The sequence below is a fragment of the Caulobacter sp. GW821-FHT10C03 genome, assembly GCF_059415485.1.
This window is the reverse complement of the sequence record NZ_JBWKNI010000005.1, coordinates 12818-30613: the sequence shown is the minus strand read 5'-3', so window position 1 is coordinate 30613 and position 17796 is coordinate 12818. Positions and strand designations below refer to the sequence as shown.

The 17796-nt window shown below is 68.1% G+C and carries 21 protein-coding genes and 1 tRNA gene; 17 read left to right on the top strand and 5 right to left on the bottom strand.

The window, feature by feature from the left end:
• Nucleotides 1–13: 13 nt before the first annotated feature.
• Entirely contained in the window at nucleotides 14–457 is a 444-nt protein-coding gene (locus AC07NG_RS07755) for a Ros/MucR family transcriptional regulator (protein WP_487291122.1), read from the bottom strand.
• A gap of 216 nt (nucleotides 458–673) precedes the next feature.
• Here AC07NG_RS07755 and glyA point away from each other — a divergent pair, with 216 nt between their 5' ends.
• From glyA to AC07NG_RS07715, 8 genes are all read left to right on the top strand, one after another.
• The gene (glyA, locus tag AC07NG_RS07750) at nucleotides 674–1963 is read left to right on the top strand and encodes a serine hydroxymethyltransferase (protein WP_492854623.1); all 1290 of its coding nucleotides are present in this window, start codon (nucleotides 674–676) and stop codon (nucleotides 1961–1963) included.
• A 32-nt stretch (nucleotides 1964–1995) separates the two neighbouring features.
• On the top strand, nucleotides 1996–2469 hold the full coding sequence (nrdR, locus tag AC07NG_RS07745; RefSeq protein ID WP_110118234.1) for a transcriptional regulator NrdR: 474 nt from the start codon (nucleotides 1996–1998) through the stop codon (nucleotides 2467–2469).
• Between the two features lie 81 nt (nucleotides 2470–2550).
• Complete coding sequence (locus tag AC07NG_RS07740) at nucleotides 2551–3015, top strand: 6,7-dimethyl-8-ribityllumazine synthase (RefSeq protein WP_487291118.1); 465 nt, start codon at nucleotides 2551–2553, stop codon at nucleotides 3013–3015.
• The gene (nusB, locus tag AC07NG_RS07735; RefSeq protein ID WP_110118236.1) at nucleotides 3012–3467 is read left to right on the top strand and encodes a transcription antitermination factor NusB; all 456 of its coding nucleotides are present in this window, start codon (nucleotides 3012–3014) and stop codon (nucleotides 3465–3467) included. Before AC07NG_RS07740 ends, nusB begins: the two co-directional genes overlap by 4 nt.
• Nucleotides 3376–4527, top strand: coding sequence for a thiamine-phosphate kinase (gene thiL, locus AC07NG_RS07730; protein WP_110118237.1), 1152 nt, complete (start codon nucleotides 3376–3378; stop codon nucleotides 4525–4527). Before nusB ends, thiL begins: the two co-directional genes overlap by 92 nt.
• A 246-nt stretch (nucleotides 4528–4773) precedes the next feature.
• Nucleotides 4774–5430, top strand: coding sequence for an outer membrane protein (locus AC07NG_RS07725; protein WP_494593094.1), 657 nt, complete (start codon nucleotides 4774–4776; stop codon nucleotides 5428–5430).
• Between the two features lie 126 nt (nucleotides 5431–5556).
• Entirely contained in the window at nucleotides 5557–6090 is a 534-nt protein-coding gene (locus AC07NG_RS07720; RefSeq protein ID WP_494593093.1) for a hypothetical protein, read from the top strand.
• 216 nt (nucleotides 6091–6306) lie between these two features.
• Nucleotides 6307–8442: a sodium-translocating pyrophosphatase gene (locus AC07NG_RS07715; RefSeq protein WP_487291114.1), complete on the top strand. Its 2136-nt coding sequence runs from the start codon at nucleotides 6307–6309 to the stop codon at nucleotides 8440–8442.
• An 80-nt stretch (nucleotides 8443–8522) separates the two neighbouring features.
• Here the strand turns inward: AC07NG_RS07715 and AC07NG_RS07710 are convergent, their stop codons facing one another.
• Together AC07NG_RS07710 and AC07NG_RS07705 are read right to left on the bottom strand one after the other, a co-directional pair.
• On the bottom strand, nucleotides 8523–9077 hold the full coding sequence (locus AC07NG_RS07710) for a response regulator (protein ID WP_492854620.1): 555 nt from the start codon (nucleotides 9075–9077) through the stop codon (nucleotides 8523–8525).
• Nucleotides 9078–9239: 162 nt separating this feature from the next.
• On the bottom strand, nucleotides 9240–9728 hold the full coding sequence (locus tag AC07NG_RS07705; protein WP_110118244.1) for an outer membrane protein assembly factor BamE: 489 nt from the start codon (nucleotides 9726–9728) through the stop codon (nucleotides 9240–9242).
• A gap of 121 nt (nucleotides 9729–9849) precedes the next feature.
• On the opposite strand from AC07NG_RS07705, the gene AC07NG_RS07700 reads away from it, so the two are divergent.
• The 7 genes from AC07NG_RS07700 (at nucleotide 9850) to AC07NG_RS07670 (ending at nucleotide 14166) form a co-directional block, all read left to right on the top strand.
• Nucleotides 9850–10380, top strand: coding sequence for a ubiquinol-cytochrome C chaperone family protein (locus AC07NG_RS07700; protein WP_494593091.1), 531 nt, complete (start codon nucleotides 9850–9852; stop codon nucleotides 10378–10380).
• A complete protein-coding gene (locus AC07NG_RS07695) occupies nucleotides 10365–10904 on the top strand; it encodes a YceD family protein (RefSeq protein WP_110118246.1) in 540 nt (179 codons plus the stop codon). Before AC07NG_RS07700 ends, AC07NG_RS07695 begins: the two co-directional genes overlap by 16 nt.
• A gap of 85 nt (nucleotides 10905–10989) precedes the next feature.
• A complete protein-coding gene (gene plsX / locus AC07NG_RS07690; RefSeq protein WP_487291110.1) occupies nucleotides 10990–12072 on the top strand; it encodes a phosphate acyltransferase PlsX in 1083 nt (360 codons plus the stop codon).
• The gene (locus AC07NG_RS07685) at nucleotides 12069–13046 is read left to right on the top strand and encodes a beta-ketoacyl-ACP synthase III (RefSeq protein ID WP_487291109.1); all 978 of its coding nucleotides are present in this window, start codon (nucleotides 12069–12071) and stop codon (nucleotides 13044–13046) included. Before plsX ends, AC07NG_RS07685 begins: the two co-directional genes overlap by 4 nt.
• Before the next feature lie 222 nt (nucleotides 13047–13268).
• On the top strand, nucleotides 13269–13571 hold the full coding sequence (locus tag AC07NG_RS07680) for an integration host factor subunit alpha (protein ID WP_110118249.1): 303 nt from the start codon (nucleotides 13269–13271) through the stop codon (nucleotides 13569–13571).
• Nucleotides 13572–13584: 13 nt separating this feature from the next.
• On the top strand, nucleotides 13585–14016 hold the full coding sequence (locus AC07NG_RS07675; RefSeq protein WP_487291108.1) for a MerR family transcriptional regulator: 432 nt from the start codon (nucleotides 13585–13587) through the stop codon (nucleotides 14014–14016).
• 73 nt (nucleotides 14017–14089) lie between these two features.
• A tRNA-Pro gene (locus AC07NG_RS07670) sits at nucleotides 14090–14166 on the top strand.
• A 90-nt stretch (nucleotides 14167–14256) separates the two neighbouring features.
• On the opposite strand, the gene AC07NG_RS07665 is transcribed toward AC07NG_RS07670, so the two are convergent.
• The gene (locus tag AC07NG_RS07665; RefSeq protein ID WP_487291183.1) at nucleotides 14257–14499 is read right to left on the bottom strand and encodes a DUF2842 domain-containing protein; all 243 of its coding nucleotides are present in this window, start codon (nucleotides 14497–14499) and stop codon (nucleotides 14257–14259) included.
• On the bottom strand, nucleotides 14490–14741 hold the full coding sequence (locus tag AC07NG_RS07660; RefSeq protein WP_494593088.1) for a GlsB/YeaQ/YmgE family stress response membrane protein: 252 nt from the start codon (nucleotides 14739–14741) through the stop codon (nucleotides 14490–14492). The genes AC07NG_RS07665 and AC07NG_RS07660 overlap by 10 nt, the downstream gene beginning before the upstream one ends.
• Before the next feature lie 276 nt (nucleotides 14742–15017).
• Between AC07NG_RS07660 and AC07NG_RS07655 the strand changes: the two genes are divergently transcribed.
• Complete coding sequence (locus tag AC07NG_RS07655; RefSeq protein WP_494593086.1) at nucleotides 15018–16049, top strand: COX15/CtaA family protein; 1032 nt, start codon at nucleotides 15018–15020, stop codon at nucleotides 16047–16049.
• A 222-nt stretch (nucleotides 16050–16271) separates the two neighbouring features.
• Nucleotides 16272–17759, top strand: coding sequence for an alkaline phosphatase (locus AC07NG_RS07650; protein WP_494593084.1), 1488 nt, complete (start codon nucleotides 16272–16274; stop codon nucleotides 17757–17759).
• The last annotated feature ends 37 nt before the right edge of the window (nucleotides 17760–17796 follow it).

Here is a 17796-nt window from a genome sequence, read left to right as displayed (position 1 = left end):
AAGGGGAGGGCGACTACGCCCTCCGGCGCACGCCCTTGCCCAGCCCGATCTGCTTGGCGAAGTCCGAGCGGCGGGCGGCGTAGGCCGGGGCGACCATGGGATAGTCCGAGGGCAGGCCCCATTTGCGGCGGTAGTCCTCGGGGCTCATGTCGTAGTGCGAGCGCAGGTAGCGCTTCAGCATCTTGAGTTTCTTCCCGTCTTCCAGGCAGACGATGTAGTCGTGCTGCACCGAGCGCGAGACCGGCACGGCAGGCTTGGCCTTCTCGGTCGGCCTGGCCGCGACGGGCTCGCCGCCCAGGGTCTGGAGCGCGCCGTGCACGGTGCGGATCAGGTCGGGCACCGCGGTGTGGGAGACCTTGTTCTGCCCCACATAGGCCGCGACGATCCCGGCGCTCAGCGCCAGCAGGTCGGGCTCGTCCGTCAGTTCCGGTCCCGTTTCGCCGTGTGAAACCGCCATACGCATCCCGCCCGTTCTGTTCGTTGCACTCAAAAACACCCGGCTTGGCGGCAACACCCGGCCGGGTTCGTGAGCAACGCATGGTTACTGCGACGGTTCCGTGATTGATCGCGGCGCGAAGGGAGTTAAAGAGAGCCCCGTCGACTCCCGCCCGCGGGAGCGCGTCGCCTAGAAGCCCGCTGCCCGCACCCCCGCCTCTGCCCCAAGGAGCGCCCGATGACGACTTCCACCGACCTGACCAAGTTCTTCGGCGCCGATCTCGCGACCGCCGACCGCGACATCTTCGATCGCATTGGCCGGGAGCTGGGTCGTCAGCAGAACCAGATCGAGCTGATCGCCTCGGAAAACATCGTCTCCAAGGCGGTGCTCGAAGCCCAGGGCTCGATCCTGACCAACAAGTACGCCGAGGGCTATCCGGGCAAGCGCTACTACGGCGGCTGCGAATGGGTCGACGAGATCGAGACCATCGCCATCGAGCGCGCCAAGCAGCTGTTCGGCGCGGCCTTCGCCAACGTCCAGCCGCACTCGGGCTCGCAGGCCAATCAGTCGGTGTTCATGTCGCTGCTGCAGCCGGGCGACACCTTCATGGGCATGGACCTGGCCGCCGGCGGCCACCTGACCCACGGCTCGCCCGCCAACCAGTCGGGCAAGTGGTTCAAGCCGGTGTCCTACACCGTGCGCCAGCAGGACCAGCTGATCGACTACGACAACGTCGCCGAGGTCGCCCAGCGCGAGAAGCCCAAGCTGATCATCGCCGGCGGTTCGGCCTACAGCCGCGAGATCGACTTCGCCCGCTTCCGCGAGATCGCTGACTCGGTCGGCGCCTATCTGATGGTCGACATGGCCCACTTCGCGGGCCTGGTGGCCGGCGGCGTGTTCCCCAGCCCGGTCCCGCACGCCCACGTCGTAACCACCACCACCCACAAGACCCTGCGCGGCCCGCGCGGCGGCATGGTGCTGACCAACGACGAAGCCATCATCAAGAAGGTCAATTCGGCCGTGTTCCCCGGCCTGCAGGGCGGTCCGCTCGAGCACGTCATCGCCGCCAAGGCCGTGGCCTTCGGCGAAGCGCTGCAGCCTTCGTTCAAGGAATACGCCGCGCAGATCATCGCCAACGCCAAGGCCCTGGCCGAAGCGCTGGGTAAGTCGGGCGTCAACATCGTCTCGGGCGGCACCGACAGCCACCTGATGCTGGTCGACCTGCGTCCCAAGGGCGTGACCGGCCGCGACGCCGAGCACAGCCTCGAGCGCGCCCACATGACCTGCAACAAGAACGGCGTGCCGTTCGACACCGCGCCGTTCACGATCACCTCGGGCATCCGCCTGGGCACCCCGGCCGGCACGACCCGCGGCTTCAAGGAAGCCGAGTTCACCCGCGTGGGCGAGCTGATCGGCGAAGTGGTCAACGGTCTGGCCGCCAACGGCGCCGACGGCAACGCGGCCGTCGAAGCCAAGGTCCGCGAGGAAGTGCTGGCCTTGACGGCCCGCTTCCCGATCTACAACTAATGGGTTGAGGCCGCAGGGGAGGGCCCAAGATCATGCGCTGCCCATTCTGCGGCCACGCCGAAAGCCAGGTGAAGGACAGCCGCCCGTCGGAAGACGGCGCGGCCATCCGTCGCCGTCGCCTCTGCCCGGAGTGCGCCGGCCGCTTCACCACCTTCGAGCGCGTCCAGCTCCGTGAGCTGATCATCGTCAAGCGGTCGGGCCGTCGCTCGCCGTTCGACCGTGACAAGCTGATGCGTTCGATCTCGCTGGCCACCCGCAAGCGGCCGATCGAGGGCGAGCGGGTCGAGCGGATGGTCAACGGCATCGTCCGCCGGCTGGAAAGCCAGGGCGAGACCGAGCTGCCGTCGTCGGCCGTCGGCGAGATGGTGATGACCGCCCTCAAGGCGCTCGATGACGTGGCCTATGTGCGCTACGCCTCGGTCTACCGCGATTTCCGGGAAACCAGCGATTTCGCGAAGTTTTTGGGCGAAGAAGGCTTGAGCGACGTCGCCGAAGACGAGCTATAGGCGCATTCTACGATTCGATTTTTCGGGTCGGCGCGAGACGGCCCATCGAGGCCTCCCGTCCGCCCAGGAGTTCAGAGGCATATGGTGGAAGACAGGATTCGTCTGCTGATCGTCGAGGGGCGCCGTTATTCGGGCCTTTCCGACGCGCTGCTGGCCGGCGCGGTGCAGGCGGTCGAGGCCCAGGGCGCCGAATACGACGTCGTCACCGTGTCTGACGCCCTGCAGATCCCCGCCGCCATCGCCATCGCCGAGGAGGCCGGCAAGGGCCCGTCGGGCGTGCGCTACGACGGCTACATCGCCCTCGGCGCGGTCATCCGCGGCGAGACCTACCACTTCGAGATCATCAGCAACGAGACCGCCCGCGGCCTCCAGGACCTGGCCGTCGGAAAAAGGTTGGCCATTGGTTACGGCGTGTTGACGGTTGACGACGAGGATCAGGCTTGGAATCGCGCCCGCCTGTCACAAGGCGACCGCGGGGGCCAAGCCGCTCGGGAATGCCTGGAGATCGTGGGATTGAAGCGTCAGCTGTCAGGACAAGCGCGATGAGCAAGCGCATCCAGCCTCGTTCCGTCTCGCGTCTGGCGGCCGTGCAGGCCCTCTATCAGATGGAAGTCTCCGGCGCCGGCGTTGACGCCGTCGTGCGCGAGTTCTCCGAACACCGCTTCGACCGCGCCGTCGAGGACAGCGAAGGCGCCCAACTGGCCCAGGCCGACGAGACCTTCTTCGCCGACCTGGTGAAGGGCGTGGTCTCCAAGCAGGCCGCCATCGACCCGGCCATCGTGCGCCGCCTGGCCTCGGGCTGGAAGCTGGAGCGTCTCGACGCCACCGCCCGCGCCGTGCTGCGCGCCGGCGCCTACGAGCTGATGAACCGCCCGGACGTTCCGACCGAGGTGGTGATCGACGAATATGTCGAGATCGCCAAGTCGTTCTTCGAAGGGCCGGAAGCCGGCTTCATCAACGGCGCCCTGGACGCCATCGCGCGTGACGCCCGAGTCTGACGACGACTGGTTCGACGATCCCGCCCCGGCGACGGCGGCGGAGGACGACGAGTCGTGGTTCGACGACGTCCCGCCGGCGGCCGCGCCCGCCGGTCCGGACGAGTTCGAGCTGATCGAGAAATTCCTGCGGCCGCTGACCAACGGCGACCCCGTAGCGCTCGACCTGCTGGACGACGCGGCGGTGCTGCCGTCGCGTCCCGGCTACGACCTGGTGATCACCAAGGACGCCATGGTCGCCGGCGTGCACTTCCTGGCCGGTGAAGAGCTCGACATCGTCGCCAGGCGCCTGCTGCGCACCAATCTTTCCGACCTCGCCGCCAAGGGCGCCGAGCCCTACGGCTATTTCCTGGCCGTCGGCTGGCCCTCGGGCACGACGGTCGAGGATCGCGAGACCTTCGCCCGCGGTCTGGCCGAAGACGGCCAGGCCTTCGGGATCAACCTGCTGGGCGGCGACACCGTCACCACCTCCGGCGCGCTGGTCGTCTCGGCCACCCTGCTGGGCTGGGTTCCGCAAGGCGCGGCCGTCCTGCGCCGCGGCGCCCAGGCCGGCGACCGGCTCGTGGTCAGCGGCAGCATCGGCGACGGCTGGCTGGGCCTGCTGGCCCACTGGGGCGAGGTCGAGGATCCCGACGGCGGCCTCGTTCGCCGTTACCGCACCCCCGCGCCGCGCCTGGCCTTGCGCGAGGCCCTGCGCCAGTACGCCCACGCCGCCGCCGACGTCTCCGACGGCCTGCTGGCCGACGCCGGCCACATCGCCAAGGCCAGCGGCCTGCAGGTCAAGGTCGATCTCGACCGGCTGCCGCTGTCGACCGGCGCTCGCGCCTGGCTGGAAGCCCAGCCCGAGCGCGGCGAAGCCCGCATGTCCCTGGCCTCGGGCGGCGACGACTACGAGATCGTCTGCGCCATCCCCCCCGCCGACGTCGCCGCCTTCCAGGCCGCCGCCTTCGCCGCCGGCCTGCCGGTGCGCGACATTGGCGAGTTCGTGGAAGGCGAGGGGGTCGCGGCCCTGTTCAAGGGCAAGGACATCACCCCCCAGCGCCTGGGCTGGCTGCACGGCTAGGGCGGGTTCGGCGAGCATTCGCCAGAGCCTCGCCCGATCCTTCCCGCACCGAATACGCGCCCCTGCGGCGTCTCGCGCTCCCTGAATGAGGGAGTGAATGATCGCTACGCAATCATATGTTGCGTTGCTGCAATACTCGACGACAAACGGCCAAGCTTGGCGAAGCTTCGGTTTACGAGCCCGCGCGCACCCCCTATCGCCGACGTCGCCCAACTCGGGCGTGTATCCTCTGGGGGATTTCTCTTCATGCGTTTGTTCATCACCACGGCCGTGGCCGCCTTCGCCCTGGCCGGCGTCGCTTCGGCGCAAGAGACCAAGCCCGCCGCCAAGGCTCCGGCCGCTCAGCCCAGCCAGTACATCTCGATCGCCGGCGGCGTCATCGGCAGCACCGATTTCGACTACAATTACGCGGGCCCGACGGTGGCTTCCGAGGCCGACGCCGGCGCTCAGGGCGTCGTCGCCTGGGGCGCGTCGCTGGGTCCGAACTGGCGCGCCGAACTGGCCGGGGGCTATCGCAGCCAGAAGCTGGAAACCACCTATAGCGGTGGGACGCTGCATCTGACCTGGGACGGCGGCAAGGCCCAGGTCGTCAGCGTGGACATCAACGCCTATTACGACTTTCCCGTGAAGGGCAAGGTGAAGCCCTATCTGGGCGCCGGCATCGGCGTGGCTTCGGTGAAGATCGACGACGGCATCCTGGACGACCGGGGCGACGCCCTGACCCTGCAAGCCATCGCCGGCGCCAGCGTCGAGGTGTCGCCGAAGGTCTCGCTGTTCGCCGAAGGCCGCTACCAGCGGGTCGGCCCGGTCAAGGTCGAGATCACCAGCGGCTCCAGCAAGACCGAGTCGGAGTTCGACCTGTCGAGCTTCGGCGGCTTGGTCGGCGTGCGCTTCAGCTTCTAAGCGCAGGATCGATCCTGAACGTGGAGGGCGCGCCGGATCCCCGGCGCGCCCTTTGTCTTATTCGACCTTGGCCCCGGCAAGGCTCGGTAGCGAAACCTCAAGCCTTGTCGGTTAATGGCGTTGACCATGACCCGTCCTGCCATCTCCCGCCGCGCCGTCCTGGGGTTCGCCGCGCCGTTCGTGCTGTGCGCCGCGCCCGCCTTCGCCTCCGGCAAGAAGAAGGAAAAGGAAGGCGGGGAGGGCGAGAAGGACAAGGCCGATCCGGTGATCAAGCTGGGCTCGATGGCCCTGCCGATCGTCGATGGCGGACGGCTGATCAACTACGTCTTCGTCGAGCTGTCCCTGACCCTGCCGCCGGGCGGCGACGTGACGGCCTTCGCCGGCGTCGAGCCCAAGCTGCGCGACGCCCTGGTCCGCGCGGCCCACAAGCAGCCGTTCAACAAGCCGGGCAGCTACGTCCTGCTCGACGAGGGCAAGCTCAAGAGCACCGTGATGCGCGAAGCCGCCGTCCTGGTCGGCAAGGGCAAGATCGCCAGCGTCACCATCGGCAAGCAGACCCCGCGCAACTTCGTGCCGCCGCCCAAGCCGCCCGCCAAGCCGGGAGCGCCGGGGGCGGCCAAGCCAGCCCCGCAGGTCGATTCGGCTCCCATCATCCCCTGACCCCTTCGCGAACGCCGTTCTCGCAAGCGGTTGCGCGCTTTGCGGGTGGATGGCAGTGTTTCTCCTTGGCGCCGATGTCGGGGCCAGTTCAGGGAGCATCGAGGGGGAATGAGGCCATAAGGCCCGCCCGCCGCTCCCGGCCCGGGGCGGTCGTATTCGCCTCGCGCCGGGAACCGCGACCCCTCGTGAATTGAAACACGAAGGGGCACTAAACCCATGAGTTCTTGGCTTTACGTAGCCATCGGCGCCGGGCTTCTGGCGGTGCTGTATGGCGCGGTTCAGACCGCCAGGCTTTTGAAGGCCTCGCCCGGCGATGCGAAGATGCAGGAAATCGCCGCGGCCATTCAGGAAGGCGCTCAGGCCTATCTGAACCGTCAGTACACCACCATCGCCATCGTCGGCGTCGTGGTCATCGCCTTGCTGGCCTTCTTCTTCAAGAGCTGGGAGCAGCCGGTGGGCTTCGCGCTGGGCGCGATCCTGTCGGGCCTGGCGGGCTTCGCCGGCATGCTGATCTCGGTGCGGGCCAACGTGCGCACCGCCCAGGCCTCGTCCGAGAGCCTGGCCAAGGGCCTGTCGATGGCCTTCACCTCCGGCGCCGTGACCGGCATGCTGGTGGCGGGCTTCGCCCTGATCGGGGTGGCGGGCTATTTCGCCCTGCTGCTGTCGGTCGGCCATGAGGGCACCGACCGGGTCGTGATCGACTCCCTGGTGGCCCTGGGCTTCGGCGCCAGCTTGATCTCGATCTTCGCCCGTCTGGGCGGCGGCATCTTCACCAAGGGCGCGGACGTCGGCGGCGATCTCGTCGGCAAGGTCGAGGCCGGCATTCCGGAAGACGACCCCCGCAACGCCGCCACCATCGCCGACAACGTGGGCGACAATGTCGGCGACTGCGCCGGCATGGCCGCCGACCTGTTCGAGACCTATGCGGTGACCACCGTCGCCACCATGGTGCTGGCGGCGATCTTCTTCACGGGCACCGATGTCGTCGGCTCGATGATGCTGCTGCCGCTGGCCATCTGCGCGGTCTGCATCGTCACCTCGATCATCGGCGCCTTCTTCGTCCGCCTGGGCAAGAAGCAGAACATCATGGGGGCCCTCTACCAGGGCCTGATCGTCACCGGGCTCCTGTCGATCCCGGCGGTGTGGTGGGTGATCCACCAGCTGGTCCCGACCTCGATCGAGCTCGACGGCCGGCTGTTCACCGCCGACAACCTGTTCTACTGCGGCCTCGTGGGCCTGGCGGTGACGGCGCTGATCGTGGTGATCACCGAATACTACACCGGCACGGGCTTCCGTCCGGTGAAGTCGGTGGCCCAGGCTTCGGTGTCCGGCCACGGCACCAACGTCATCCAGGGCCTGGCCATGTCGCTGGAGTCCACGGCCCTGCCGGCCCTGACCATCATCGTCGGCATCGTCGTGACCTATAACCTGGCGGGCCTGTTCGGCATCGCCATCGCCACCACCACCATGCTGTCCCTGGCCGGCTTCATCGTCGCCCTGGACGCCTTCGGCCCCGTCACCGACAACGCCGGCGGCATCGCCGAGATGGCCGGTCTTCCGCCGGAAGTCCGCGTCACCACCGACGCCCTCGACGCCGTCGGCAACACCACCAAGGCCGTCACCAAGGGCTACGCCATCGGCTCGGCGGGCCTCGGCGCTCTGGTGCTGTTCGCGGCCTATACCGAGGACCTGAAGTTCTTTTCCGAGAACGCCGCCCCGGGCAGCTTCTTCGACGGCATGGGGGCGGTCAGCTTCGACCTGTCCAACCCTTACGTCGTGGTCGGCCTGCTGTTCGGCGGCCTGCTGCCGTTCCTGTTCGGGGGTCTTTCGATGACCGCCGTCGGTCGCGCGGCCGAGTCAGTGGTGGCCGAGGTCCGTCGCCAGTTCCGCGAAAACCCGGGCATCATGACCTACGAGACCAAGCCCGAGTACGGCAAGGCGGTCGACATCCTGACCAAGGCCGCCATCCGCGAGATGATCGTGCCGTCCCTGCTGCCGGTGGTCTCGCCGGTGGTGCTGTTCTTCGTCATCAACGCCATCGCCGGCAAGGTCGACGCCTTCGCCTGCCTTGGCGCCATGCTGATGGGGGTGATCGTCACCGGCCTGTTCGTCGCCATCTCGATGACCAGCGGCGGCGGCGCCTGGGACAACGCCAAGAAGGTGATCGAGGAAGGCTTCACCGACAAGGACGGCGTCCTGCACAAGAAGGGCGGCGAAACCCACAAGGCCGCCGTCACCGGCGACACCGTCGGCGACCCCTACAAGGACACCTCGGGTCCCGCCGTGAACCCGATGATCAAGATCACCAACATCGTGGCCCTGCTGCTCCTGGCGGTGCTGGCCCACGGCTGATCTTGCGATCGCGCTGAACCGAGAACGCCCCGGGGCTCAGGCCTCGGGGCGTTTTCTTTTGCGCCTTCGAGCGGCGAGCCTCAGTAGCATTCTTCCGGATCGAATTCGTGGATCTCCGCCGTGCCGCCCAGCACCGTCGGCGTGGGCTGGACGCCGCGACGCTCGTCGCCGGTGAAGTCGTGGTCGATGCGCCGGCGGCGGCAGGGGCCGAAATAGTCGCCCACCCGCACGAAGTCGCGCGGGTTGTTGATGACCTCGTTGATGCGGTGCATCACCCCGCGCGCGTTGATCGGCTTGGCGAGGAACTCGGTCACCCCGGCCATCCGCGCCTCGTCGAGGCTGCGGCGGGTGGCGTGGCCGGTCATCATGATGATCGGCGCGTAGGGGTTGGGACTGGCCGGCGAGTTGCGCACCCAGTGCACGAACGCCAGCCCGTCCACCGGCTGCATCATCAGGTCGGTGAAGATGATGTCGATCTCGCGCTCGGCGAAGAACTTCAGGCCCTCGACGCCGTCGCCGGCCTCGAGGATCCGCCGCACGCCGGCGGCCTTCAGGATCGCCGACAGGATCCCGCGCATGTTGGCGTTGTCGTCGACGATCAGGATCGTCAACGCCCGCAGATCTGGCCCGCCCACGAACCTTCTCCCCCAGAGCGACGTCTGGTTGGGGCCAGGCGTCGGCTAAGCGTGAAGGTTGCTCCGCACGTGATTTAGCAAACGTTGATACGGCGACAAAAAGTCGCACGAAATCACGCGCTTATGGTGAAGTTTCCGACCGTGTACTGTCGGCTATCCGACTTAGCGGCGATCGCCAGGACGGGTGCCGGGCACGCCCTCGTCGTCCTGCGGCAGCATGCCGCCACGGCCGACGTTGCCGAGCAGCTGCTCGAGGATCGTCATCTCGCGGCCGCGGGTCGGGGTTTCGCGCCCGTTGTAGGCGATGACCTTGCCGTCCTTCAGGGTGAAGGTGTCGACCGAGGCGACCTTTTCGTCGGCGGCGTTGAACTTGATCGCCACCACGTCGCGCTTGATCACCCGCGGCTTGTAGAAGGCCACGCGGTCGGTCGTCTGCGAGACGTAGTACCAGGCGTTGTTGTCGAAGGTGGAGGTGGCCGAGGGCGAGCCCAGCTTTTCCATCACGGTCGACTTGCTGTCTTCGCCGACCTTCATGTCGACAGGCTTGGCCTCGATGGCCTGGAAGCCCGAATAGCTCGTCAGCGGCGTGCAGCCCCCGACGACGGCGGCGAGGCCGATGGCGGCGGCGGCGAAAACGGCGGGACGAAACATAGAGGCTCCGGAACCGGAAGAATGCTGGACTTTGACCTATCGCTCGCGCGGGCTTAGTTCAATGGCCCGCGTAGCTCGACAGGCCATCTATGGCCGGCTCGCGGCGAAATAGAGGCGTGGAATGTTTCTGGATCGGCTTCTGAAGCCTCGCCCCGCAAGGATAGCGGGAGAAAAGCTCTATGCCTCGGCTGTGGCCCAGGCGCGTTCGGCTCGGTTCTACGCCGATCTCGGGGTCCGCGACTCGCTGGAGGGCCGGTTCGAGCTCTTCACCCTGCACGTGGTGCTGGTGATGGAGCGACTGAAGGGGCGGGGCGAGGCGGCGAGCGAGACCTCGCAGGCGGTGTTCGATTCCTACGTCCGCGGCCTCGACGACGCCTTCCGCGAGATCGGCGTCTCCGACACCGCCGTCGGCAAGAAGATGAAGAAGCTGGCCGGCGCCTTCTACGGCCGGCTGAAGACCTATGACGAGGCCTTCGAGACCCTGCCGGACGCGGCCGGCCTCGACGCCGCCCTGGCCCGAACCGTGTTCGAGGAGCGCGGCGAGGGAGACATCGCCGCCGTGAGCGCCTATGTGCGGTCCGCGCGAGAAGCCCTGGCCGGGCAATCGCTGAACGACCTGCTGAATGGAGTGGTGCAATGGCCGAACGTCTGATCGATCCCTGGCCCAGCACCGTCACCCTGGCCCGCGTCGACCGCGGCGGGGTCGATCTGAAGCTGGCTCCCGACGAAACCGTGCGCAAGGCGATCGCCGCGCAGCTGAACCTGGTGTCGCTCGACCAGCTGGAGGCCGACGTCTATCTGCGCTCGTGGATGGACGGGGCCGAGGTGTCCGGCGTGCTGCGCGCCCGCGTGGTCCAGACCTGCGGCGTCACCGCCGAGGACTTCGAAACCCGCATCGACGCCCGCTTCAGCCTGCACGTGCTGCCGGCCGACAGCGAGCACGCGCCCCAGGACGAGGGCGGCGAGCTGGGCATGGATCCCGAGAGCGACGATCCGCCCGACGTGCTGGAAGGCGAGACGATCGACGTCTCGGGCTATGTGATCGAGCATCTGGCGCTGGAGCTGGACCCGTTCCCGCGCAAGCCCGGGGCGGTGTTCGTGCAACCCGCCGAGCCCGTCGACCTTTCTCCCTTTGCAGCCCTGAAGGGGCTGAAAGCAAAGGACGAAGAGGGCTGAGTTGGCCCTTTTCCCTCCGGGCGTGATATCACGCCCGGAATCAAGCCGGCCGCGTCGCGACCGTCACAGGAGTCGATAGCGTCTCGTGCCCCAACCCGTTGTCATTTCGGTCGACGCCATGGGCGGGGATCACGGACCATCCGTGGTTGTACCCGCGCTTGAGATCGCCGCCAAGTCCCTGCCTGACGTCCGCTTCCTGGTGCACGGGGACGAGACGGCGCTGAACGCCGAGCTGGCGCGCGCGCCGGCCGCCCGCGCCGTCTGCACCGTCGTCCACACCGACAAGTCCATCGCCATGGACGAAAAGCCCGCCCAGGCCATGCGCCGGGGCAAGGGCTCCAGCCTGTGGAACGCCGTCGAGGCCCTCCGTTCGGGCCAGGCCGCCGCCTGCGTCTCGGCCGGCAACACCGGCGCCCTGATGGCCATCTCCAAGCTGATCCTGCGGATGAGCGCGGATCTGGAACGTCCGGCCATCGTCGCCTCCTGGCCGACCATGAAGGGCGTCTCGGCGGTGCTCGACGTCGGCGCCAATGTCGAGAGCGACGCCGAGCAGCTGGTAGAGTTCGCGATCATGGGCGCGGCCTTCCACCACGCCGTCCACGGCTCGACCCGCCCGACGGTCGGCATCCTCAATGTCGGCTCCGAGGACCAGAAGGGCCACGAGGAGGTGCGCGAGGCGCACCGCATCCTGCAGGACAGCCCGCATTTCGACTTCGACTATCGCGGCTTCGTCGAGGGCACCGACATCGCCTACGGCACCGTCGACGTGGTGGTCACCGACGGCTTCACCGGCAACGTCGCCCTGAAGACCGCCGAGGGCCTGGCCCGGTTCTTCGGCAACGAGATCAAGGCCACGCTCACCGCCGGCCCGCTGGCCATGCTGGGCGCGCTGATCGCCTCGGGCTCGCTGAAGAAGATGAAGCGCCGTCTCGACCCAGGCCGGGTCAACGGCGGGCCGCTGCTGGGCCTCAACGGCATCGTGGTCAAGAGCCACGGCGGCGCCGACGCCAGCGGCTTCGCCTCGGCCGTGCGCGTCGCGGTGGATCTCGCCCGCAGCGACTTCACCGCCGAGATCGATCGTAACTTGAAGCGTCTGACCGCGGAAAAAGATCAAGCGGCCAAGGACGACGGCGCCGATGGCGTCGAAACCCAGGGAGCCGCCGAGTGAGCGTAGTCCGTAGCGTGGTGACCGGCGTCGGGGCCTACCTGCCGCCGGGGATCGTCACCAACGAAGACTTGTCGAAGGTCGTCGACACCTCCGACGAATGGATCATCGAGCGCACCGGCATCCGCCAGCGCCACAAGGCCGCCGACGACCAGGCCGTCTCCGACCTCGCCGTCGAGGCCGCCAAGCAGGCGCTGGAGCGCGCGGGCAAGTCGGCCGCCGACGTCGATCTGATCATCGTGGCCACCACCACGCCCGACCTGACCTTCCCGGCCACCGCCGCCATCGTCCAGCGCAAGCTGGGCGCGGGCGTCGGCATCGCCTTCGACGTCCAGGCCGTGTGCTCGGGCTTCGTCTACGCCCTGTCGGTGGCCGACGGCTTCGTCGCCCGCGGCCACGCCAAGTGCGCCCTGGTGATCGGCGCCGAGACCATGACCCGCCTGATGGACTGGACCGACCGCGGCACCTGCGTGCTGTTCGGCGACGGCGCCGGCGCGGTCGTGCTGGAGCCGGGCGAAGGGCAGGGGACCACGGCCGACCGCGGCATGCTGGGCTTCGCCCTGCGCGCCGACGGCACCAAGCAGGACCTGCTCTATGTCGATGGCGGTCCGTCGACCACGGGCACGGTCGGCAAGCTGCGGATGCTGGGCAATCAGGTCTTCAAGCACGCGGTGATCAACATCTCCGAGGCCATCTTCGCCGCCGCCGAGAAGGCCGGCGTGACGGTGCCCGAGGTGGACTGGTTCATTCCGCACCAGGCCAACCAGCGAATCCTCCAGGGCGTGGCCAACCGCTGCGGCATCGACGAGGAAAAGGTCATCTCGACCGTGGCGCTGCACGCCAACACCTCGGCCGCATCGATTCCCCTGGCCTTCGCGCACGGGGTCGCGGACGGCCGGATCAAGCCGGGCGACCTGCTTCTGCTCGAGGCGATGGGCGGCGGTCTGACGTGGGGCGCCTGCGTCCTACGCCTCTGATGGTCAGGAACCAAGCTTGACCTTGGGTTGGCGTCTGGGCTTCCTCCGCATATGAGGTGTCCGGCTTGACCCTTTGACTTCATGCGGTATTCGCGGCATGCAGTCTTGAGTTGACGAGGTCATGTCGCGCGAGATCGGGGCATTCGTGCGCCCCGCCTGTCGGGTGACTGGTCATTGGCGCGGGCAAGGACTTCTCGTCCGCGTGTTGCGTAAGGGGGCGTTATGAAGGGTTCGACATTGACCCGGGCTGACCTCTGCGAGGCGGTCCACGAGGAAGTAGGCCTGACGCGTCAGGACTGCGCCGGTCTCGTCGAGCGTACTCTCGACCTGGTGGCCGAGGCCCTGGAGAAGGGCGAGACGGTCAAGCTTTCCGGATTCGGCGTCTTCCAGGTTCGCGAGAAGCGGGCCCGGATGGGGCGCAATCCCAAGACGGGCGAGCCGGCCGAGATCGAGCCGCGCCGGGTCATCGGTTTCCGCTCCTCCCAGGTCATGAAGGCGCGCATCGACAGCGCCCTGGGCGACTAAGGGATTCGATGCGGTGGCGAAGGGGCCCAACGCCTTCCGCACGATTTCCGAGGCCGCCGAAGAGCTAGGCGTCCCCCAGCACGTATTGCGTTTCTGGGAGACCAAGTTCTCGTTCATCCGCCCGATGAAACGGGCCGGCGGGCGCCGCTTCTATCGCCCGCAGGACATCGCCGTGCTCAACGGCGTGCGCGCGCTGCTGCATGCCGAGGGCTACACGATCAAGGGCGTCCAGAAGCTGCACCGCGAGCAGGGCGTCACCCACGTGATCGCCGCCGGCCTCGGCCAGAACGGCGCGGCCTTCCTCGAATCTCCCATCACTGACGGCTTCGGCGATTCGTCCGTTTCGCAGGCGCCCAGCCCCGAACGCCGGGCGCGTCTGGTCGAGGCCCTGGACGACCTGACCAGCATCAAGGCCCGTCTGGACGGGCTTTTGACGCGTTCCTGAGGCCTCGCGAAAAGCCCTCGATTTTCGATTGCCGAGTCGGGGAGCGGCGCCTATAAGGGCGCTCCTTCCGCGTCGGAGCGTGGCGCAGCCTGGTAGCGCACTTGACTGGGGGTCAAGGGGTCGCAGGTTCGAATCCTGTCGCTCCGACCATTCTCTCTCTGGAGAGAAGACCGCGGAAGAAACGCAAAGGCCGCCCTTCGGGGCGGCCTTTTTCGTTTCCGGATTATCGCTCGCCCCAGACTATCGCTCGCCGACGTTCAGCGGTTTGTCCGCCTTGCCCATCCAGGTGATCAGCGGAATGACCGGCAGGATCCAGCCCATGCCCAGCGCCACGAAATAGAGCAGGTGCACGGCCCGATTCAGGGGCAGGTGGTCGTAGAGGCTGGTGAAGGCCCAGATCCAGCCCAGCAGGATCGCGATCACGCCGATCGAGCCGATCAGCTTGCGCAGGCGCGCCGGAATGAGGGGAGCGCTCACGCGGATCTCCGAAAGAGGCCGAGGACGGCCAGGAACAGGGTCGCGCCCACGGCCGAGACCACCAGGCTGCCCAGGAAGCCCGGGACCACCATGTGCAGGCGCTGGGCGATGAAGGCGCCGATAAATGAGCCGATCACCCCGATCAGCATCTGCATGAACAGGCTGTGGCGGCGGGCCAGGGCCACGTCCGCGATCCAGCCGGCCAGGATGCCGATCACCAAGGCGACGAACACGCCCACGCCGCTCATCTCACATCCCCCAGGAACGCGCTGCGCCCCCGCAGCCCGGAGCCTCTACGAGGCTCCAAATGAAACAATGGAGCGTGGCAGGCGCCGAAACCGCAAACACTTTCGGCTGCCACGCTCCCGCACAATGGCACGGGCCGTCGACTGCGTCATGACCCGCTTGAGCGGCTCCTTAAGCATGAGCAGGACATGGACATCGGCGCCTTGCGGGGAGTAGGGGCGCGGGAGTAGGGGTCTTGCCGCCCCATTTAGGCCCAGAACAGGCGTTTTTTCGGCTTCATGACTTCCTTCCTGCGTTCCGACCGTTCCCGGCCCGTCGCCATCTGGCTGTTCGTCGTGGCCGCCCTGGTCTTCGCCATGGTCGTGGTCGGCGGCGCGACTCGCCTGACCGACTCGGGGCTTTCGATCACCCAGTGGAAGCCGATCATGGGCGCGCTGCCGCCGATGTCGGACGAGGCCTGGCGCGCCAATTTCGAGCTCTACAAGCAGATTCCCCAGTATCACCTGGTGAACCCCGACATGACCGTCGAGGCCTACAAGGGCATCTTCTGGTGGGAGTGGGCGCACCGGCTGCTGGGCCGGATCGTCGGCGCGGCCTTCGCCCTGCCGTTCGCCTTCTTCCTGGTGCGCCGCATGCTGCCGCGCCGCCTGATCCTGCGCTGCGGGGCCATGCTGGCCCTGGGCGGCCTGCAGGGGCTGGTCGGCTGGTGGATGGTCTCCAGCGGTCTTTCCGAGCGCGTCTCGGTCGCGCCCGAGCGGCTGATGGTCCACCTGGGCCTGGCGCTGGCCCTCTTCGTGCTGCTGATCTGGACCGCGCTCGACGCCTGGAACGGCGCGCCGCGCGTCGAGGAGCGCAGCGAGTGGCGCGGCTGGGGTCTGGCCTTCCTGGGCGCGGTGTTCTTCCAGAGCCTGCTGGGCGCCCTGGTGGCCGGCAACGACGCAGGGCTCGTCTACAACGACTGGCCGCTGATGAACGGCTCGCTGCTGCCGACCGAATACGCCGGCAAGGGCCTGTGGGGCACGCTCGCCCACAGCCAGGGCGCGGTGCAGCTGCATCACCGCCTGATGGCCTACGCCGTGTGCGCCGCCGCTATCGCGCTCGCCGTCGGCGCGGCCCGCGCCCGCCGCCTGCCGCACGAGGCCCGGATCGTCGCCTGTGTCGTGCTCGGCGTCGTGCTGGTCCAGGCGGGCCTTGGCGTCTGGACCCTGATGGCCGCCGTGCCGCTCAGCCTCGGCGTGCTGCACCAGGCCGGCGCGGCCCTGCTGCTGGGCGCGGCCACCACCTTCGCCTGGCGCGTGCGGCGGCCCTGAGCTGCTCCTTCATCCCGTAAAATCCCCGCGAAAGCGGGGACCCAGGCTTTTTCTGAAACCCACGGCGCTCGACGATAAAACGCCTGGGCCCCCGCTTTCGCGGGGGTTTTACGGATAGAGGTGAGCCGGGATTTCGCCGATCCGGGCTTTCTGAGTCGGCGCTCGAAGAACTGTCATGAAACTCCAGCACAGGACCCGCATGTCCCTGCTGGAGATCCCCTCGTGATCCGCGTTCCCTCGCTCCTGGCCGGCGTCTGCGCCCTGGCCCTCGCGCCCTTCGCGCCCGTCGCCGCCTTGGCCGCCGACACCACGCCCGCCCAGGCCGCCGACAGCTACTACAAGGCCGGCGAGGCCGCCCTGGCCAAGGCCCTGACCGTCAACCCCAAGACCGGCAAGGCCAAGAACGTCATCCTGTTCCTGGGCGACGGCATGGGCATCTCCACCGCCGTGGCCAGCCGCATCTACGAGGGCCAGCAGCGCGGCGTCGACGGCGAGTCGAACGCCCTGGCCTTCGAGAAGCTGCCGTGGGTGGCGCTCTCCAAGACCTACAGCCACGACACCCAGGTCACCGACAGCGCCGCCGGCATCACCGCCATCACCACCGGCGTGAAGACCCGCAACAAGGTCATCGGCCTGACCGGCCAGGCCAAGCCCGAGGCCTGCGCCGACGAGGCGGCCAACCGCGTCGAGACCATCGCCGAGATCGCCAAGGCCCACGGCCTGTCGGCCGGCGCGGTCACCACCACCCGCATCACCCACGCCACGCCCGCCGGGACCTACGCCCACACCGCCTATCGCGACTGGGAAGGCGACGGCGACATGCCGGCCGAGGCCCTGAGCGGCGGCTGCAAGGACATCGCCCGCCAGCTGGTCGAGGCCCCCGCCAATCTGCGCCTCGACGTCGCCCTGGGCGGCGGCCGCTCGCGCTTCCTGCCGGAAGAGAAGGGCGGCAAGCGCGCCGACGGCCGCGACCTGACCGCCGAATGGACCAAGGCCAAGGGCGGCGCCTATGTCACGACCGCCGACCAGCTGGCGGCGATCGACGCGACCAAGACCGGTCCGGTGCTGGGCCTCTTCGCCGGCGAGCACCTGCCCTACGAGGTCGAGCGTCCGGTGCTGGGCGAGGGCGTGCCGACCCTGGCCCAGATGGCGACCAAGGCCGTCGACATCCTGGCCCAGAACCCGAAGGGCTACTTCCTGCTCGTCGAGGGCGGCAAGATCGACATGGGCAGCCACCTCAACAACGCCAAGCGCACCCTGACCGAGACCGTCGAGTTCTCGAAGGCCATCGAGGCCGTGCTGGCCAAGGTCGATCTGAACGAGACCCTGGTCATCGTCACCGCCGACCACAGCCACGGCCTGGTGATCTCGGGCTACGCCGCCCGCAGCGCCCCGATCCTGGGCCTGGCCGGCAACGAGGGCGAGCCGGTCGTGGCCGGCGACGGCAAGGCCTACACCGTGCTGAGCTTCGCCACCGGTCCCGGCGGTGCTGAAGGCGCCGAGCTGCGCGCCGATCCGGCCAAGGAAGACCTCGACGAGGTCGACTACCACCAGCAGGCCCTGGCCAACCTGCCCAGCGCCGCCCACTCCGGCGAGGACGTCGGGATCTACGCCGACGGCCCGGGCGCCTATCTGGTCCGCGGCGTGGTCGAGGAGAGCTACATCTTCCAGGTCATGCGCCACGCCTTCGGCTTCGACGCGGCCAAGTAAGGGAATACGGCGCGATGCGGTATTTAGATACCGCATC

Coding starts and splice junctions, on each gene's coding strand:
- AC07NG_RS07755 (WP_487291122.1), bottom strand. CDS start 457: ATGGCGGTTTCACACGGCGAAACGGGACCGGAACTGACGGACGAGCCC.
- glyA (WP_492854623.1), top strand. CDS start 674: ATGACGACTTCCACCGACCTGACCAAGTTCTTCGGCGCCGATCTCGCG.
- nrdR (WP_110118234.1), top strand. CDS start 1,996: ATGCGCTGCCCATTCTGCGGCCACGCCGAAAGCCAGGTGAAGGACAGC.
- AC07NG_RS07740 (WP_487291118.1), top strand. CDS start 2,551: ATGGTGGAAGACAGGATTCGTCTGCTGATCGTCGAGGGGCGCCGTTAT.
- nusB (WP_110118236.1), top strand. CDS start 3,012: ATGAGCAAGCGCATCCAGCCTCGTTCCGTCTCGCGTCTGGCGGCCGTG.
- thiL (WP_110118237.1), top strand. CDS start 3,376: ATGTCGAGATCGCCAAGTCGTTCTTCGAAGGGCCGGAAGCCGGCTTCA.
- AC07NG_RS07725 (WP_494593094.1), top strand. CDS start 4,774: ATGCGTTTGTTCATCACCACGGCCGTGGCCGCCTTCGCCCTGGCCGGC.
- AC07NG_RS07720 (WP_494593093.1), top strand. CDS start 5,557: ATGACCCGTCCTGCCATCTCCCGCCGCGCCGTCCTGGGGTTCGCCGCG.
- AC07NG_RS07715 (WP_487291114.1), top strand. CDS start 6,307: ATGAGTTCTTGGCTTTACGTAGCCATCGGCGCCGGGCTTCTGGCGGTG.
- AC07NG_RS07705 (WP_110118244.1), bottom strand. CDS start 9,728: ATGTTTCGTCCCGCCGTTTTCGCCGCCGCCGCCATCGGCCTCGCCGCC.
- AC07NG_RS07700 (WP_494593091.1), top strand. CDS start 9,850: ATGTTTCTGGATCGGCTTCTGAAGCCTCGCCCCGCAAGGATAGCGGGA.
- AC07NG_RS07695 (WP_110118246.1), top strand. CDS start 10,365: ATGGCCGAACGTCTGATCGATCCCTGGCCCAGCACCGTCACCCTGGCC.
- AC07NG_RS07680 (WP_110118249.1), top strand. CDS start 13,269: ATGAAGGGTTCGACATTGACCCGGGCTGACCTCTGCGAGGCGGTCCAC.
- AC07NG_RS07660 (WP_494593088.1), bottom strand. CDS start 14,741: ATGAGCGGCGTGGGCGTGTTCGTCGCCTTGGTGATCGGCATCCTGGCC.
- AC07NG_RS07655 (WP_494593086.1), top strand. CDS start 15,018: ATGACTTCCTTCCTGCGTTCCGACCGTTCCCGGCCCGTCGCCATCTGG.